Annotated in this window: 16 protein-coding genes; 4 read left to right on the top strand and 12 right to left on the bottom strand. The window is 32.4% G+C overall.

The genetic code is table 11. The features are described 5' to 3' along the window. Positions 1-318 precede the first annotated feature (318 nt). Entirely contained in the window at positions 319-759 is a 441-nt protein-coding gene (locus C7J89_RS10490) for a MarR family winged helix-turn-helix transcriptional regulator (RefSeq protein ID WP_170066464.1), read from the top strand. A gap of 83 nt (positions 760-842) precedes the next feature. On the opposite strand, the gene C7J89_RS10485 is transcribed toward C7J89_RS10490, so the two are convergent. Together C7J89_RS10485 and C7J89_RS10480 are read right to left on the bottom strand one after the other, a co-directional pair. Next, the gene (locus tag C7J89_RS10485) at positions 843-2003 is read right to left on the bottom strand and encodes an aminotransferase class I/II-fold pyridoxal phosphate-dependent enzyme (RefSeq protein WP_103296043.1); all 1161 of its coding nucleotides are present in this window, start codon (positions 2001-2003) and stop codon (positions 843-845) included. 119 nt (positions 2004-2122) lie between these two features. Beyond that, positions 2123-3127: an acyltransferase family protein gene (locus C7J89_RS10480; RefSeq protein ID WP_061855009.1), complete on the bottom strand. Its 1005-nt coding sequence runs from the start codon at positions 3125-3127 to the stop codon at positions 2123-2125. 154 nt (positions 3128-3281) lie between these two features. Here C7J89_RS10480 and C7J89_RS10475 point away from each other — a divergent pair, with 154 nt between their 5' ends. Next, entirely contained in the window at positions 3282-3701 is a 420-nt protein-coding gene (locus tag C7J89_RS10475; protein WP_103296042.1) for a MarR family transcriptional regulator, read from the top strand. A 124-nt stretch (positions 3702-3825) separates the two neighbouring features. Here the strand turns inward: C7J89_RS10475 and C7J89_RS10470 are convergent, their stop codons facing one another. The 4 genes from C7J89_RS10470 to C7J89_RS10455 form a co-directional block, all read right to left on the bottom strand. Continuing rightward, positions 3826-7689 carry an N-acetylmuramoyl-L-alanine amidase gene (locus C7J89_RS10470; RefSeq protein WP_103296041.1) on the bottom strand — a complete coding sequence of 1288 codons (3864 nt, stop codon included), beginning with the start codon at positions 7687-7689 and terminating at the stop codon, positions 3826-3828. 215 nt (positions 7690-7904) lie between these two features. After that, the gene (locus tag C7J89_RS10465) at positions 7905-8327 is read right to left on the bottom strand and encodes a GNAT family N-acetyltransferase (RefSeq protein WP_103296148.1); all 423 of its coding nucleotides are present in this window, start codon (positions 8325-8327) and stop codon (positions 7905-7907) included. Positions 8328-8404: 77 nt separating this feature from the next. Then, entirely contained in the window at positions 8405-8875 is a 471-nt protein-coding gene (locus C7J89_RS10460) for a DUF2538 family protein (protein WP_061855005.1), read from the bottom strand. Between the two features lie 24 nt (positions 8876-8899). Beyond that, complete coding sequence (locus C7J89_RS10455; RefSeq protein ID WP_103296147.1) at positions 8900-10279, bottom strand: LCP family protein; 1380 nt, start codon at positions 10277-10279, stop codon at positions 8900-8902. 395 nt (positions 10280-10674) lie between these two features. On the opposite strand from C7J89_RS10455, the gene C7J89_RS10450 reads away from it, so the two are divergent. Further along, a complete protein-coding gene (locus C7J89_RS10450; RefSeq protein WP_103296080.1) occupies positions 10675-12327 on the top strand; it encodes a phospho-sugar mutase in 1653 nt (550 codons plus the stop codon). Between the two features lie 123 nt (positions 12328-12450). Continuing rightward, the gene (locus tag C7J89_RS10445) at positions 12451-13524 is read left to right on the top strand and encodes a serine hydrolase domain-containing protein (protein ID WP_229294281.1); all 1074 of its coding nucleotides are present in this window, start codon (positions 12451-12453) and stop codon (positions 13522-13524) included. Positions 13525-13576: 52 nt separating this feature from the next. Here the strand turns inward: C7J89_RS10445 and rihC are convergent, their stop codons facing one another. The 6 genes from rihC to C7J89_RS10415 form a co-directional block, all read right to left on the bottom strand. Beyond that, positions 13577-14485, bottom strand: coding sequence for a ribonucleoside hydrolase RihC (gene rihC, locus C7J89_RS10440; RefSeq protein WP_103296082.1), 909 nt, complete (start codon positions 14483-14485; stop codon positions 13577-13579). 124 nt (positions 14486-14609) lie between these two features. Beyond that, positions 14610-14900 (bottom strand): cytochrome aa3 quinol oxidase subunit IV, encoded by a 291-nt coding sequence (gene qoxD / locus C7J89_RS10435; RefSeq protein ID WP_048794237.1) that lies wholly within the window; start codon positions 14898-14900, stop codon positions 14610-14612. Next, positions 14897-15502: a cytochrome aa3 quinol oxidase subunit III gene (gene qoxC, locus C7J89_RS10430; RefSeq protein ID WP_103296083.1), complete on the bottom strand. Its 606-nt coding sequence runs from the start codon at positions 15500-15502 to the stop codon at positions 14897-14899. Before qoxC ends, qoxD begins: the two co-directional genes overlap by 4 nt. After that, complete coding sequence (gene qoxB / locus C7J89_RS10425) at positions 15492-17480, bottom strand: cytochrome aa3 quinol oxidase subunit I (RefSeq protein WP_103296084.1); 1989 nt, start codon at positions 17478-17480, stop codon at positions 15492-15494. The genes qoxC and qoxB overlap by 11 nt, the downstream gene beginning before the upstream one ends. Then, on the bottom strand, positions 17480-18601 hold the full coding sequence (gene qoxA / locus C7J89_RS10420; RefSeq protein ID WP_061854998.1) for a cytochrome aa3 quinol oxidase subunit II: 1122 nt from the start codon (positions 18599-18601) through the stop codon (positions 17480-17482). The genes qoxB and qoxA overlap by 1 nt, the downstream gene beginning before the upstream one ends. A gap of 263 nt (positions 18602-18864) precedes the next feature. Continuing rightward, the gene (locus tag C7J89_RS10415) at positions 18865-19182 is read right to left on the bottom strand and encodes an immunoglobulin-like domain-containing protein (protein ID WP_061854997.1); all 318 of its coding nucleotides are present in this window, start codon (positions 19180-19182) and stop codon (positions 18865-18867) included. Between the last annotated feature and the right edge of the window lie 62 nt (positions 19183-19244).

The following is a 19244-nucleotide window of genomic DNA, read 5'->3' as shown; positions in this document are numbered from 1 at the left end:
GTGCATTTTAATTAGCAAAAATAGACTAAAATATTAATGGTCAATTTGTCTAAGAATAAGCCACCTTTTATGATTTAATTATTTATTATTTGGTAGTTATATATGTAGACAAGTATTTATTACGATTATTTTATTTTTTGTTTGGCAATATTTGTTTTTATATATAAATAGTTGCTATATATATAGATTCAAAACTATAACGCGCCATTAAATAATATAAAAAAATTATTACTTTGATACATTCATTGTTATATTTTAAAAATAAATAATTGACACATAAAATATTGCGTATTTTATTATAGTGTACGAGGTGAAGTTATAACAATGGACTATGACAATGATATAAAGAGAGAATTTTGTTTTTTATTTTATGTATCAAATAAAGAAGTGGTTAGTAGATTTAACCAATACTTAAAACAATATGATATTAGTTTTCCAAATTTTATCGTCTTACAATATATTGAGGAAAGTAATCCTATATTTATTAAAACTTTATGTGATGAATTATTTTTAGATTCAGGTACAATAAGTCCTATAATTAAAAGATTAGAAAAGAAGAATTTAATTAAAAGAAGGCGTACTGAAGAAGATGAACGACGTGTTAAGGTGATTTTAACTGACGAAGGTGTTGAATTGAAAAAGCACTTTAGTCAAGTAATAACAGATGTATTACTTCAATTTAATATGTCAGATGAAGACTTAAACGATTATACGCATATTTTACGCAAATTCGTTGATATTAATATAAACTCTAAATAGATTGAAAATTAATACTAGTTAAAAAACATCTCACTGAGTATATGGTTACTTAGTGAGATGTTTTTAAGTTCTATTAATAATATTTAGTTATAATTATCAGTCATAAATTTTTTCAATCTACGCATACCTTCTTTAAGTACTTCGAGGTCATAAGCATATGAAATTCTAACATGGCCTTTGCCATAATCGGTAAATGAAGAACCGGGTACGATGGCTAAATGTGCTTCTTCGAGTAGTTTAACGCAGAAATCAAAATCATCATTTGTAAATTTTGAAATATCAGGGAAAATGTAAAAAGCACCTTCAGGTTTTGCTTTCAACTCGAAGCCAAGGGATTCCAACTCTGACACTAAGTAATTTTTACGTTCAATGTATGCTTCATTCATATATTGAGGTGCTTCTAAGCCTTCATTTAAAGCAGCAATACAAGCTACTTGGGCTGGTACATTAGCACAAATACAATTATAGGCGTGCATAAACGTTAATTTTTCGATTAAATATAAAGGACCTATTAAGAAACCAATACGAATACCAGTAGCCGAATGTGACTTACTTAATCCACCTATAAGTAACAATTGGTCTCTTAATATAGAGAATTGTGCGAATGACGTATGTTCTCCATTAAAAGTATTTTCGGCATATATTTCATCACTAATTACAAAAATTTCATGTTTACTTAATGTATTGGCAACTGCTTTTACTTCATCATAGCTCAATGTAACACCAGTAGGGTTAGTTGGGTAATTGAGTAAAATTGCTTTTGTACGTGGCGTTATATGCTGCTCAATTGTAGTAGGTGTAACTTTATAATCAGTAGCGGTTGTATCGATATATATTGGAACGCCACCGAGTGTCTCTACAAGAGGTATATAGCCCGCATAAACAGGTCCAGGAATGATAATCTCGTCGCCAGGGTTCAATATACTTCTTAAAGCTGTATCTAAAGCTTCACTCGCGCCATTAGTGATTATAATTTCTTCTTCGTCATAGAAAAAACCATATTTGTTATTAAAATAATTACTTACGGCCTGTCTTGTTTCACTTAATCCTTTATTGTGAGAATAACTTGTCATATCCTCATTAATAGCATTAATATAAGCATCCTTTACAACTTGTGGCATCGTAAAGTCTGGTTGGCCAATTGTCAAATTAACGCAATCGTCAATATTTTTCATTCTATTGGAAAACTGACGAATACTTGGGGCGCGTAAAAATTTAGACTGGTCGTTTAATGATAGTTGCATGATTTCACCTCAAAAATAAAAAATTCCGAATTGTTATCAACAATCTGTAGAAGGTCATTTGAACAATTCAAATTAGTTCTAGCATAACATAGATTGAAGTATAACAATTCGGTAAAATACTAGTCACGATAATCTGCCGGACGTTTTAAATGAATGACAGGGTTCGTCCATTTCGCAACGAAATGCGTTGATAATAAGTAGACGATTATTGCTGCCATTATGAGTAAATATATATATGTTAGCACAGAAGTTGGAGATTTAAATGGATGGAAATCTAAAGCTTTAATAATACCAATAAAGATTCCATGTAATAAATAAACCTGCATCGTTCTTCTGCCAATATAAGTAAAGAAATGTTTACGTTTCGGTGTTAAGTTAAAGAATGCAAACATTAAAAGTAGAATACCGCAATAAATAACCAGTCGCTTAATCGGACTGTACACGCCTTCTTTGTCCTCTAATGAAACGTAGCTCGCTCTTCCGAATAACCAGTCTGATTTAATAGGGTGAATTGTATAACCGAAATAAAAGACTATAAAGATAATAATGGATATAGGAATGAGCTTTTTATTTCTAAATATAGCAGTATGATGTTTATTAAATAAATAACCTAAATAGAATATAGGGAAAAATGTTATTGTTCTAGATAAACTTAAATATTGCCCAATATCATCAGAGAAACCTGCTAATAAAGAAACAACAACTACTAAAGGTAAAATAATATATGGCTTATAGTCTTTTACTATAACCAATATAATATGGAAGAAGAATAGTGTAAGTAAGAACCATAACGCAAATACTGGATCGAATGGATCAAAAGTTAATTTACTCTCTTTTCCTGTAAAATAATAAAAGACAGAGAAGAATGCGAAGAAAATAAAATATGGAATTAATAATTTCTTCGATAATTTTTCTATGTAACCTGCTTGGCCTGCCTTTTTAGCAAAGTATCCTGAAATAAATAAGAACCCAGGCATATGGAAACTATAAATTGTTAAATATAATGATGTGATAAATCCACTTGAACTCCTATAGGGTTCCATTAAATGTCCAAATACGACAAGAAATATTAATAGGGCACGGGCATTATCAAAAAAGTAATCTCTTTCTTTAATTTGTGTCATGATTCTGCTCCTTTAGTAAAATGCTCAATATCTATAATTTATTATAAAAACTACCAGTATTGCAACAAAATTGAGTATTAGTTAGATTATTGTTGAGAGATAGTACAAACGATTTTATAATAAAATTATATAAAAGTAGTGGAGATGATCAACTTTGTATAAACAACTAGAAAAACTTTTAACACATACGAGCAATGAATTAAATTTGGTTAGTAGAAGATTTGGACAGTATACTGAACTAACTTCTGAACAAATTGAACTATTAACTATTGTTTTTAACCACTCCAAGTTATCTCAATACGAATTAACGATGAAACTTAATAAAGAACAATCTATCGTTTCGCGTTGGATAAAGAAACTATGTAAATTAGGGTACTTGAAGAGTGTTCAAAATAAAACAGACTTAAGATGTAAAGACATCATTTTGACTGAAAAGTCTCGATTATTAATTCAACAAATAATAAATAGTAGAGTTGAATTAATCGAAGCACGGTGCCATGGTTTAACTGAAGAAGATATACAACGTTTTAAAATATTACTAATGAAAGTTGCTGGGCGTTACCAATGTAATTAGACAGTAACTTTAAATAAATTGAATAACCTTAAATTCGAAAAACTAAGTTTTATTATGAATTTAAAAGTTAAGGCTGAGACATAATTATAACGTCTCAGCCTCTTGTATGTTATTTTAATAAGATTTAAATATAAGTGTTAACATCAAAGAATTTACCAACTTGACCCATTGAGTCATAGAATCCTTTAATACGTGTTGCATTATGTTTAGCCCAGTTAACGTCTGTTGCATATTGATGTGTACCTGGGTTAGATGGATTCCAACGCATTTTGTATAGCGTATTTTGACCTTGATGGATGTAAGAATTAGCTATAAATTTAGCTCCACCAATAATAGCTTTTCTAACAGTATTCCAACCTTCTTGTTTAGCACGAATAAAGCCTTGTCTTACTGCATCGCTATCATAAGCTCCAATACCAAACATATTGTAATACTTAGTAGTAGCTTTAGTATTTACTTTATTATTTATAACATCGCCACCATTAGCTAATGTAGAAGTACCATTACCAGTTTCTAGTAAGGCATGTGAAATAAGGTAAACTTCGTTAATGTTATATGTTTTCGCTGCCTCTTTAAATGCCGCACCTTGACCTTCTAAAATACCCTTACCTTGTAGTAATTTATTTAAGTTTTCAGTACTAAGATCTTGAGATTTATCTAAACGTAAGAACTGATATTTTTGAGTACTATCTATAGATAAAACAGCTGTGTTCATAGCATTTTTAATTTCACTTAATGTAGCGTTTTGCCATTTACCAGGTACACGTTGCACTTGTGGTTTGAATGATAAATTGTATTGTTTAGCTGCAGCTTGATCTAATGTTTGACCAGTACTGATGTATTTAACTAGTTCTTTACGTAAGTCAGACTCTTTAATCCAAACTTTTTTACCATTTTCTAATGTGCCATGATACCAAGTTACACCATTAATAACGAGTTTTTCATAACTTGCAAAGATTGTAGAATAATATTGATTTAATGATCCTGCAGTCTTAGCAGTAGGTGAGTTATAGAAATAACCTGTTTTATTATATACGACATAATCAAAGTTTTGCTTTTTAGCTTTAGTATAATCTACAGGTTGTGCTTTAGTAGTTGGTTTTTTCACCACTGGCGTTTTAGCTTTAACGCCTAAATCTTTCAAAGCAATCCAACCAGTTTTGTTGTTAACAGTACCGTATACATATTCGTCTTTGTCTACAAATACTGATTTTGAAGATGTAAAAGCCTTGTTATTTAGGTTTTTTGATGGCTCGATAATTTGAGATTTAGTACCCCAAGGAATCGCATAGAGTCCACTATTTGTAGATTTAACTACATATTCACCTTTTTTCGCAGCTGCTTTGCTTAGATTACGTGTATTGATATGTTTAGTATCGACCCAACCAATAGGTGTACCATTTGTACTGTTTTGGATTAGGACATATGTTGTATTACCTTGTTTACGTTGTTTAGTTACATTAAATGTTTTACCAGCAAATTTTGAGCCATCTTTAGCTGTTTTATCATAAACTGAAGCTTTGATGCCTAGTTTTGATGGGTTTGTTTGGCCAATTTTACTTACATTTAGTGTTTGATTTGTTGTAGCTTTTGTTGTAGCTTCAGTCTTTGGTTTAGCAGCTGGTTTAGGTGCAACTGCAGCTTTAGTTTTAGCAGTAGTAGCAGCCTTAACAGTGATATCACCAGTTTGTAACCAACCTAAATTCGTTTTAGATTTACTATCAGTTATAAGGTAGAAAGATTTACTACCAAGTGTTGCTTTTTTAGATAATTGATAAGTTTTACCGTTGATGTTGGAATTTTTAACACCTGCTTTATCATATACAGTCGTGTAGACACCATGGTTTGTAGTCTTAACAGTACCTTGTGTGTTTTTCAAGGCAGTAACTGTTAACTTGCTACTTGTAGAAGCGGCAGGTTTTTTAACAGTAATATCACCAGTTTGCATCCAACCTAAGTTCGTTTTATTGTCAGTTATAAGGTAGAAAGATTTACTACCAAGTGTTGCTTTTTTAGTTAATTGATAAGTTTTACCATTAATTGTTGAGTTCTTTTTACCAGTAGTGTCATAAACTGAAGTATAAAGGCCACTATTGGTTGTTTTAACAGTACCTTGTGTATTAGTTAAGTTAGAAACTGTTAGCTTACCTGTAGGTGTAGTAGTGCCAGTGCTACCTCCGGAAGGTTTTGTACTACCACCAGTGTTGCCACTTGTACTACCAGAACTTTTTGTGCCCCAAGCTGCCACTTTACCAGTTTTAATTAAATATTTTTCATTGATTAAATCATAAAGTTCATCGTATGTGTAACCGTGTGATTGTAGGTAACCGTGTGGGTCAGAATGATCAGTTCCACCTAAATAATTACTTACCGCTCTATGCGTCCACACTGTACCTTGACCGTCATATTCTGCACTGTCAGGTTTTAATCCATAATAGAGTAAGTTAGTTGCTGCATAGTCCGCATAGTTATTGATTGAGCGAGCAAAATCGTCTGCAGTATGAGTATGCACTAATTCAACATGAATGAATCTATCATTAGCGGCTGGACCAGCACCCCAAGCTAAATAGTCTGTGTTGGCAGTTTCAATAACTCTATTGCCGTCTACATAAGCATGTACGAAAGCTGAATTGTAGTTATTTTTCATGTAGTTAACTTCGCCTTGGATCGTTGAATTATCATTCGCAGTATCGTGCATTACGATTCCTTCAGGTTTACCATTGCGATAACTATATTTTGGTAAATAGCTAGCGATATCTTCTTCATATTTAGGTACAGTATAGTTTTTACTACGAATGTAATCATTGATAGAAGATTTAACTTGTGGTGTATATTTAGGTAAACTAGTAGTAGCTTTTGTTGCTGCTTCTTTTTTTACAGTTGCCTTTTGAGTTGTATTAGTAGCAGCAACTGTACGTAATTTAGGTGTTGCTACTGCCATTCTGAATGCTGTCGCGCCATTTGATGTAGTCGCTTTTTGATCTGAAACTTCTGATTTACTTGACGTAGTTGTTGCTTTTTGAGTTGTACTTGTATTAGCTGCTTTTAACTGAGCGGCAGCCACAGGCGCAGCAGTTTTAGTTTTACTATCTTCAACTTTAGTAGTCGTTTGTTGAGCCGCTGGTTTTTGAACAGTGTCAACAGACTTAGTAGAATTCACAGGCGTAACTGTTTTAGCTTTACTATCTTCAGTATTAGCTGTTGTTTGTTGAGCTTCTGGTTTTTGAATAGAATTATCAACTTTAGTAGCAGTAGATTGTTGGTCTTTGTTGACTTTGTTTGTATTTGATTGAGTTATGTCATTATCATTAGTGTCAGTCAATTTAACATTTGATGATTGATCATCTGATGTGTTGTTTTGAACGAATTGTGGTGTATCAGCATCGTTGTCCTCAACATTATAATTTTGTACATTAAAATCAGCTGAGTCTTTAGTATCTGATTCATCTTGAGCAAAAGTTTCTGGATTGTCATTATTTGAAGTTTCTACTGCTTTATCAGTGTCTTCATCCTTTTGTTGTGTTGTCCCTTTAATATATGTTGTTTGTTCTTTAGTCTGTACTGCCTCATCTTCAGTTGCTGACACTTTTGCTTCGTCAGTAGTATTACTTTCTTGTTCAGTGTTACTCGTACTATCAACTTGAGTTTGTTCAGAAGGTGACTGAGTATTACTGTTTTCATCGTTAGTCGAATCATTATGTAAGTTGTCTAATGATGCATCATAGTTTTGATTAATAGACTCATCTTGCGCTTTAATAACTGTCGGATCTTGATAAGCTTGTGTCCCCGAAACGTTAGTAGTAGGTTTACTTACGTCACTTTTGATTTGTTCACTTTCTTTAAGTGCATTGTCATCGTTTAATACATTTTTGTTTGGTGTTTGATCTTGAGTTTTCTCAGAAGCATGCGCATGATGTGTTGTCAAAGCGGTTCCTGCTAAAGTTAGAGCGATAATTGAAGGCGCTTTGTAATTAAATTTTTTTGGCATGTTACTACCCCTTTACTTATTAATGATTAATTTATCTAATTATAATACGCCGAAAACTATCTTGTTCGATTTTCATTAATTTGTAATGAAATAGTAATGTGCAAAATTTAAGAGAAATCGTCTTGGAGCCATGATAAATCTATATTTGCTCTAAAATACCAATTTTTTAATATTACAAAATAATAATTTGGTTGATTATAGATTTAATAAAAATATTAAAGGGACTTGGTCATTTTAATATGTTCAATATTTTCTTCCATGAAAATTTCTCCGATAGGTGAGTAACCTAGATTATCATAAAAGGGTTGGGCTTGAATTTGAGCGTTTAAAATTAATTTTTCATAGCCAGATTGTTGTGCTACCTGTTCAATAAATCGCATTAACACTTTACCGATTCCTGATTTCCTTTGTTCTTTTATTACTGCTACACGTTCAATTTTGACGCCTTCACCAAAAGGGCGAAATCTAGCAGTCGCAATAGGCGAGTTATCCGTGTCATATCCTATAATATGTGTTGCAACTTCTTCATAATTATCCAATTCATTTTCTACAGGAACACCTTGTTCGTTAACGAAAACTTTTTTTCTAATGTCGTATGCTTGTTCCAATTCTGTATGATTTTCAACTACTTTAAACATATTAATGCCTCTTTTCATAAATATTATTAAGATTAAATAAAAACCCTATCGTTTAGTAACGATAGGGTGGTTAATAATTATTGTGCCTCTTTACGAATTATAGCTGTATATTGCCAAAAGATTCGCATTTGTGCAATGTTCCAATTATTCATTCCCATAGTAAATCCAGATGGTGTAAATAAATTAACATCTGTTACTTCTAGAGCAGCGGCAATTAAATATTGAATTGGCACACTAATTTGTTGCATTGTATCAGTTATACCGTTTTGATCATAAACCCATGAAAAAGGTAATTCAGATTCAAAAACATCAACTTTATCAAAAATTTCAGGTAAAGCGACAATATAGCAAGCACCATCAACGACTGGATTTGCATCACTATCTTTATAATAAATACGTAGCGCTTCATAATTTTCACGATGTTCATGGTTTACATAGAAAAACTCGTTTCTAAAAAGTGCCATATCTTTACTGTGAATTATTTGTTGTTCTAAAACATTGAACATACCATTTATATGAGCTAATTTATCGTAAGTTTTTCGCGTCATATAGTGTGCTCCTCTCTAATAAAATTAATATTGTGCTTGTTGTTGGTTTGGATCAGCATTAGGTTGTTGTTGCTGTTGTTGATTAGGATCGCCATTTTGCTGTTGGTCTTGTTGTTGATCTTGTTGCTGGTCTTGTTGCTGCTGATTTTGTTGCTGATCTTGTTGTGGTTGTCCTTGCTGTTGTTGCTGATTTTGTTGCTGATCTTGTTGTGGTTGTCCTTGCTGTTGTTGCTGACTTTGATCATAATTTTGTTGGTTATTACTATTATTGTCATTACCGTTTGACTGATTATTGCTATCGTCTGATGAAGATGCATTATCAGATGAATTTTTATCATTGTCATCAGTAGTATCGTTTTGATTTTTACGTAATAAACTCTTATCAATTTCGGTTTGTGGTACTAAATCACCATAATGATCAATAACACGTTGGTTTAAGAAATCATTTTTATCAGTGATTTTTGGTAAATTTAAATCTTTTCTTAATATGTTAGAAGTATCTTTGATGTTTTTAATGTCAGGATTGTAATAATAAACACCACTTAGGTAATCGTCTTTACCTTTAAGTTGAGTTGTTTTAAGATTAACATCTTTTTTAAGATATACAGAAGCTAATGCTCGTATTTCTTTATAGCTTAAGTTGTGTTTAGAATTTTTACCAACAATTTTAATAACATCATCTAATTTATTAAAGGAATCAGATTTTTGTGCTTTTGCAAATAAAGCTTTTAATAATTGCATTTGACGCTGACCACGTTTTAAGTCGGAGTCTTGATGTCTAGTTCTAGCTACGGCTAAAGCTTGTTCACCATTTAATTTTTGGTAACCTTTTTTCACTTTTGTTTTACCAGTATCATTCATGTTCGGTTCACTAATAGAATAAGGGACTTTGAAATATATGCCACCTAGTTCATCTACTGCATCAACGAAAGCTTTCATGTTAATTCTAACATAGTAATCTACTGGAACATTTAGTGTCGCTTCAACCGTGTCCATTGAAGCTGCTGGGCCACCATATGCGTGAGCATGTGTAATTTTATCGTAATACCCAACTTTAGGAATATAACTGATAGTATCACGAGGGATACTCAACATTCTGATTTGTTTTTTCTTAGTGTTTAAAGTAGATAGTATCATTGAATCTGTTCTAGAATGTTCTGTACTTTGACCATTCTTTTTTCTGTTGTCATTTTCATCAATTCCTAAAAACAAAATTGAAATAGGTTCTTTTGATGCATTTACTTTCGAATCTCTTAAATTTGATTTACGCGCCGAATCGCTATTATTAAATGAGTTCTCAAAAGCACCTTGAGAAGTTTTAAATAAAATAATAGCGAATACTATCGGAGCAACAACTAATAGCAATGAAAGTAAAATCAAAAAATATTTAAAAATTTTATTCATTATAGATGCTCCCACTTATTAAATTTTGTACATAATATTTTATTTTAGGGAAAACTTAATGTTATTAGTAAGTTTATTAATATTTTGTAAATAAGAAAATGTACTATAAGGTAATATTTTATTACTCTGAAAGAAAAATATCAACTAAGTTTATATAACATTTTATGTATACAAATTTGTAATAGGTATAAATTACTTTCATGTATCTATTCAAAATGATTTATTGAATGAATTACGGTATAATGCAATATAGTAGTTATAGTTATAAAACCAAAGAAAAATATAATTTCAAAGGTTACTATAAGTAAACAAACTCACTAACTAGTATAACTTAATTTTAAACATATATCTAAAATTTTAAATCAGTTTAACGTTGCATAGGAGGCATACATATAATGAAACAACAATGGCTAGATAAATTAGACGAAAGCTTAGTTAAACCTTTTTATGAACAACAATCCGAATCTCAAATTGAGGAAGGATTTAATAATACACTTTCTTTTGGTACTGCAGGTATACGTAGCACTTTTGGAATAGGACCAGGTAGACTAAATGCCTTTACTGTCAGAAAAGTGGCGTTAGGTTTCGCAAATTATTTAAAAAATAATTGTAAACGACCTATAGTAGTTATACACTTTGACACGCGACATCTGTCTAAAGCATTTTGTAATGAAATGGCAACAGTGTTAGCTTCTAATGGTATTCAAACTATTATATCTAATAGTTATAAATCAACGCCCGAATTATCTTTTGCAGTTAGGCATTTACAAGCCAATGCAGGCATTATGATTACTGCGAGTCACAATCCTAAAAATTATAATGGAATCAAAGTATATAATCACGAAGGTGGCCAACTGTTACCAGAAGATTCAGAAATACTTAGTACATACATTAACAGTATAGATAAGCCATTAGACATACCTAAAGGCGATTTCAATCAATTAATCGCTGAAGGTACAATTGAATATTTAAATGATGAGGTAACAAATAGTTATAAACAAGCAGTAAAAAATTTAGTAGGTAAAATCGAACAAGATAATGTGAAAGTTGTGTTGACCAGCTTACATGGTACGAGCTTACCTTTACTTAGTGATATTCTGAATGATTTAGACTACAACAATTATGTTATTGAACAAGAGCAATCGATACCAGATGGTGATTTTCCAAGTGTAACGAGCGCTAATCCGGAAGAAGTAGAAGCTTTTGATAAAGGTATAGACTTAGCACGACAAACTGATGCTAAGTTAGTCATTGCAACTGATCCAGATGCAGACCGTTTCGGCTTTGTAGAAATTGATGATAACCAAAATTATCATTATTTTAATGGAAATGAAATAGGCTTGATTTTAATGAAACTTAGATACCAGGATTTAATTGTCGAAGACTCCGATTTATATATTATTAAATCGATAGTAACAAGTGAAATGGCACAAAGGCTTGCTGAATCACTTAATGTAGCAGTTAATAATGTATTAACAGGTTTTAAATATATTTCAGATTTATTATCTCAGAAAGAAGCATCTTCAGAAAAATTACTGTTAGCGTTTGAAGAAAGTCACGGTTATTTAGCACAGTCAATTTCTAGAGATAAAGATGCAATTCAAATGGTACCTTTAATTATTAAATATAAAAATTTATTAGCTCAAAACGGTTTATCTTTTAAAGAAATATTAGACGATATTTATAACAATATTGGTCATTTTAAAGATAAAACAATAGCACCTATGTTTGAAGGTCAAGAAGGTAATGCTAAGATTGAACGCATTATGCAACAATTTAGACAAGAGGATAATAAATTAGCTACGATATGTGGTCTAAACATTCGTCAAATTGAAGATTATGAAAAAGGAAGCTTAATAGATAAAGAAAGTGAAACAGACTCTCAGCTTGATTTACCTAAGACTAATTTAATTAGATTTATATTTGACGAAGGTTTTATTGCCTTAAGACCCTCTGGAACAGAGCCAAAAATTAAATTATATTTCTCATTAAATGTAGAAAATATAGACGACATTTCACAACAATTTGTTAAAACTTTTATTGAATAACACCAAAGAGGAAGGTAAAAGAAAATAAACATTGGTAAAAAGTTATATATTATTGTTACTACAGCAATTTTGATTTTATTAGTTATTATAGGGGTGTACGCCTTTAAACAATATATGTCGGTTATGCCAAAGACAAATGTAATTAACAAACAACAACAAATTTCGCACAATAAAAAAGAAGAGAAGCGATTAAAAACAGTTTTCGATGCACAAGACACACAAGATCAGGAAATAGACGATTACTTGCAACAAGCAAAATTTAATGGTTCAGTAGCCGTTTTTCATAATGGCAAAATTAAATTTAACAAAGGTTATGGTATCAAAAACTTCCAAAATAACGAACATAACAGTGCTAATACGATGTATCTTATTGGCTCTTCTCAAAAGTTCTTTACTGGAATTATGTTAAAGAAATTAGTAGATGAAGGAAAAATTAATATGAGTAACCCTGTTTCGAATTACATTCCATGGTTCACAACTACTAAACCAATACCATTAACTGATTTAATGTTGCATAAAAGTGGATTGTTTAAATATAAAGGATCAACGAGTTTCCATAATTTAGATGATGCGGTGCACGCTATACAACAAAGAGGCATTCAAGAAGGCTTTTATAAACGTCATCGCTATAATGACGGTAATTATCTAGTACTAGCAAAGGTTATTGAATCTGTGTTGAATAAACCTTATGCAAAAGTATTTAACGAAACTATTGTACATAAATATAAACTTCATCATACTGCATTTTATGATGATCCGAACGCACAAAATGATATGGCTATTGGTTATAAAAAAGTTAATAATCAACCTCAATTAATGGATCCTGTATTATTAAACCAATATTATGGTGCAGGAAACTTATATATGGCTCCTTATGACATGGGTAAATTTATTGTAGATTTACAACGTAATCGTGTTTTTCCAGAAAATCAAACCCAGCCTTATATAAAAGAAAGTAAAACAAAAAGATATCCAGACGCGTATCGATATGGTTTTTATTCTTATAAGGATAAAAATAGAATAAATGGTGGTTTTTATGGACACGTATTTACTTGTTATTTTAACGATAAATATATAGTAGTGGTTGGCACTAATTATGAAAATCCATCAGTGAAAAATGAAGCTGTAATCAAACATATTTACAACAATATTTTGAAACAAGGTGGAGATTATAATCAAGTAGGGCATACCTATTAATAAACAAAAATTCCTAAACAAGTTATATTATATAACTTGTTTAGGAATTTTTTTATTTACAGTGTGCTAATGCTTCGAATAATAATTTTTCAAATTCATCAGTATCTATTGATAACACGATTGTGCTATTAGGATAAGGAGATTTAAAATCGGTGGCACTAGCACCACGAGTAAGTGTACTATCCGTTTCAATTTCTACTAATGCTTCTGCTACTTCAAAACTTTCTGGATGTAATAAATATAACATCGTATATGCATCGTAAATATTTATACCGTATTCGAAATCATCACCACGATAATGTGAAAACAACTGGTGTAACATATCGCCAGTTTCATTTAATGATTTCAATTTATCAATTTTAGCATGTACTAACGTTGAACTACGTGCCACATCAAGTCCAATCATAGTTAATGGTAAACCTGAATTAAAAACAATTCGCGCTGCTTCAGGGTCACAGTAGAAATTAAACTCAGCAGTCGGCGTAACGTTACCTCTGCCAGCGCTACCACCCATCATTACTATTTCTTTAATATTATCTTTAACTTCTGGAAAAGTTTTTAACAACAAGGCAATATTTGTTAACGGACCGATAGGGATGATAGTAATAGGCTCCGTACTATTTTTTAACGTTTCATACATAGCAAGCACAGCATTATTAGACGCAAGGGTATCTAAATCAACTTCTGGAAATAAGTAACCATCCATACCGGATTCACCATGAACATCACTTGCACTAACAATATCTGAGATTAGTGGGTGAGATGCGCCTCGATGTACGGGTACATCACTATTAAAATAGTTTGTTAGCTTCAAGGCATTTGCAGTCGTTTTTTCTACGCCTACATTACCATTAACAGTTGATATCATTTTGACATCAAATTGAGGGTTGTTTAAGGCGATACTAATCGCAGCGGCGTCATCTATACCTGGATCAGTATCAATAATAATTGGTTGTTTCATTGTTTACCTCCTACACGTAAAGTTAACTTCATATACTATTATAATATTTAAAACGATACGATGTGAATAAAAGGGGACTAGGAATAAAAAAAGACTTCTCCGTAAAGGAGAAGTCTTTAATATATTATAGGTGATGAGAGTGTCCGCCTTGCATTACCCAATAAGTACCTATAATGATTATTAACGTAATGATAATCGCGAATATTACTTTGAAACTTTGTAAGTTACCATCTTTACCTTCAGTTAAGTGCATGAACATTAATAATTGTACAGCAGCTTGAACAAAAGCAAAGCCAAAAATAATCGTAATTTTTGCGTTTAACGTCAATGATGTGTATAGAGTTACGAAAACTGCTAAGAGTGTCAGAACGATAGAGGCAATAAAGCCTACTGTATGTTTAACTATAGTATTCATCCGCTATACACCATCCCTATCATATATACGGCAGTGAAGATGAAGATCCACACAACATCTAAAAAGTGCCAGTATAAACTTACTATAAATAATTTTGGAGCATTGTCTTTATTTAATCCACGCATTGCTACTTGAATTAATAAACAAATAATCCAACAAATACCAACTGATACGTGGGCTCCGTGTGTGCCTAGTAAGATAAAGAAACTAGACCAGAAAGAACCAATAGTTGGGTTTACGCCTTCTGATGCATAGTGGCTAAATTCGTAAATTTCGAAGCCAACGAATACTGCACCAAGAATGACAGTAATAATCATCCAAATCATCATTAAGTTTTGATTTTCTTTTCTCATATAATAAATGGCAATACCACAAGTATATGAGCTGATTAACAATGCAAATGTCATAATAAGTACTAAAGGTAATTCGAATAGTTCAGTAGTCATTTGGTTCGCATAGTCACCGCCATGTTGTAATGTTAATAGCGTTGCGAATAACGTACCGAACAATGAAAATTCAGCTGTAAGGAATATCCAAAAGCCAAGTTTATTCAGATTACCTTCGTGTGAACGTGAATCAATAGTGTTTGTATCATGACTCATGACTTACAGCCTCCCTTTCTCTTCTACGTGCCTCACGTAGTCTAGCTTCAGTTTCTTCGATTTCAGATACATGAATGTGATAACCGTGATCGATTTGGAAACTTCTATAAATCATACAACCGAATACACCTAATAGGCATATAATAGCTGGAATGATTGTTTCGAAGATTAAGAAGAAACCTCCGATTGTTAAGAAGATACCCATCCAGAAACCGACTGGCGTGTTGTTAGGCATGTGAATTTCTGAATAATTATGGTTGTCTAAGTAGTGACGACCATGTTCTTTCATGTTTACAAACGTATCATAATCATTCCAATCTGGAGTGATAGCAAAGTTATATTTAGGAGGCATAGCTGAAGCCGTAGACCATTCTAAAGTACGACCTAAACCGTCCCAGTTGTCACCAGTAGCTTCACGTGGTGAAGTGAAGTGACTGTATACGATACTTGCTACTAGGAACATAAAGCCAACCGCCATTAATAAGGCACCGATAGTTGAAATTACGTTTAGTAACCACCAACCATCTTCTGGCATATAAGTGTATAGACGACGTGGCATACCATCTAAACCTAGTACGAATTGTGGTAAGAAACAAACGTTAAATCCGATCATGAATAACCAGAAACACCATTTGTTTAATGTTTCGTTTAATTTATAACCAGTCATCTTAGGATACCAGTAAATTAAACCACCTAGACAAGCGAATACAACACCAGTAACAAGCGTATAGTGGAAGTGTGCCACTAAGAAGTACGTATTATGGTATTGGTAATCGGCTGCTGCCATTGCTAGCATGACACCCGTAACACCACCTAATAGGAAGTTAGGGATGAAAGCTAATGCCCAAAGCATTGGTGATTCGAATGATATTCTACCTTGATACAATGTGAATAACCAGTTGAATAATTTAACTCCGGTAGGAATACCAATCATCATAGTTGTAATTGAGAAGAATGAGTTAATTAATGCACCATTACCCATAGTAAAGAAATGGTGAACCCAAACTAAGAAACTTAAGAATGCAATACCTGCTGTAGCCCATACCATACTTTGATGGCCGAATAAACGTTTACGAGCAAATGTAGGTATTATTTCTGAATAAACACCAAATGCCGGCAAGATAACGATATAAACCTCAGGGTGCCCCCATACCCAGAAGAAGTTTGCCCAAAGCATTGGCATACCACCATGCGCAACTGAGAAGAATGCAGTGTCAAAGATTCTATCAGTTGTGAATAATGCTAATGCAACAGTTAATACTGGGAAAGCCAAAATAACGATTAAAGCTGTGATGAAAGTCGTCACAGTAAACATTGGCATTTCCATAAATTTCATTGTTGGTGTTTTACATCTAAGGATAGTAACGAAGAAGTTAATACCCGTCATTAATGTACCAAGACCAGAAATCTGGATTGCTACTAGATAGTAGTTAACACCTGGTCCTGGACTGAACTCACCTGCGAGAGGTGCGTAGTTAGTCCAACCTGCTGCAGGAGAACCACCAACGATAAATGATAAGTTGAACAGTAACATTCCTGAGAAGAATAACCAGAAACTTACGTTGTTTAGTACAGGGAAGGCTACGTCTCGAGCACCAATTTGTAATGGTACTACTACGTTCCATAATCCGAAGATAAATGGCATAGCCATAAAGATAATCATGATAACACCATGTGTACTAAAGATTTCGTTATAGTGGTTAGACTCTAAAAACTTGTTGTCTGGTAATGTTAATTGAGTACGAATTAATAACGCATCAATACCACCACGCACGAACATTAGTACAGCACAGATGATATACATAGCACCGATTTTTTTATGGTCAATAGATGTGAACCATTCTCTGTATAGATATTTCCATAATTTAAAGTACGTAATTACTGCCACTAAAGCGATAATCATAAATGGGGCACCAATTTGTGCCATTGTGATCATCCAGTTACCGTGAACGAGTAATTGATCCCATGGAAAATTCATTAATGTCCACCTCCATGTTCATGGTCTTTTTTCTCAATTTCAGAAGCTTTTTTATCTTTAGCTCCTTTAGAGATTTTTTCCATTTCATCCATATTATGTGATTCATTATCTTTGAATTCACTATTATATGGTTGGTTGTTGCGTAAAATCATTTTCTTCATACCATGACGTTCATAGTTAGCATTTGTAATTTGTGGTTTACGTTTTGGTTTGTCCGGTTTGCTTAAGACGTCTTCTTTAATTTGTTTTTCACTATTAAAGTTAGGGTCTTTTTGTACGTAGTTATAACGTTTATAAGCGTAGAATACGTACTCAGGATCAGCAGCCGGATCCACAAATGCCATGTGCGTACCACTGAAAGTTAGATTTTTGTTTTCAGTCGTAGGTAAAAGTTGCTTGTCGAAAGTATCTTGATCTAATACTTTTTTCTTCTTAGCATCTTTAACCCAGTCATTAAACTTGCTTTGGCTTACAGAATGTACATCGAATGTTTGTCGAGCAAATCCTTCACCATTAAAGTTTGAGTTACGACCTCTAAACGTTCCAGTTTTATCCGCTGTTAACGTCCAATCCATAGTCATACCTGTCATAGCGTATTTTTGACCACCAAGTTGTGGAATCCAGAAGCTTGTCATCATATCCATTGATTGGAGTTTAAATACGACTGGACGATCTTTAGGGATTGTTAAATGGTTAACAGTTTCAATTTTTTCATCTGGATAACTAAAGAACCATTTGTAACCAGCACTTGTTGCATAAACTACAAGTGGGTCGTCCTTTTTCTCTGGTGGTTTTTCATATTGGTACAATGATTTGACCGTAGGTATTGCTAAGGCAACAACAATTATAATTGGAACAATAAACCATATTGCTTCGATTAATGAATTGTGATGCATCTTACCAGATTCTTTATTATTACCTAATCTATACTTGATTAAGAATAAAGCGAACATGATAAGTACAACAGCAATAATTACGAGCATGAAGATAATTGAATAGATAATCAAAAACTTCGAGTCGCTTGCCATTGGCCCTTTTGGGTTTAAAACTTCTACATTAGAACAACCACTAAGTAAAATTAGTGAGCCAAATAGTAGAAGCAAAGACTTAAATTTTGACACTTTTTTTGACCTCCTAATACTACAATTGTAGGGCTTACCATCAATTTTAAGATATTCCGCGATATTTACAAGTGTTTGTGGTAAAAAAATTATTGTAAAATTAAAACAACCCCAACAGAATCAACGTCTGGTGGGGGATGAAAGATTTGTTAAAATTATGTGTACATTTTGTGAAAATCGTCAAAATTGAAAGAATCATGACAAAAGGCGTCATTCCATTGATAAACGTTATCAATTAGAGTGTTCCACAAGTTTTATGTATTTTACTTTACTTCTATATAGCGTACTGATTTTTCGACAGCGCCATTTGAATCTTGAACTTTATATTCTACTTTATATTTACCTTCTTTATTTGTATCGACATAACCATTTACTTTAATTTTATCTGTTAGGTCACCATCTTCTTTATCAAAAGCATGCACACCATTTAATAAGTTATAGTCGTTTCCTTTTTTTACAATTGTGTCTTTAGCACCTTTTATTTCTGGCATTGAATTATCTGTTGCTTCAGCATTTAAGTTAGGCGTTACTAACGTCGCAGATACGCCGATAGCTGATAATGATTGTAATAATTTATTCATGACGTTTACCTCCGTATGAAAACTGACCTTAAGTTTAAATTAACTATAGCCTATATTTATAT

The organism is Staphylococcus kloosii (assembly GCF_003019255.1).
Lineage (GTDB): Bacteria > Bacillota > Bacilli > Staphylococcales > Staphylococcaceae > Staphylococcus > Staphylococcus kloosii.
The sequence above is the reverse complement of the archived record's forward strand: the minus strand, read 5'-3'. Positions and strand labels throughout refer to the sequence as shown.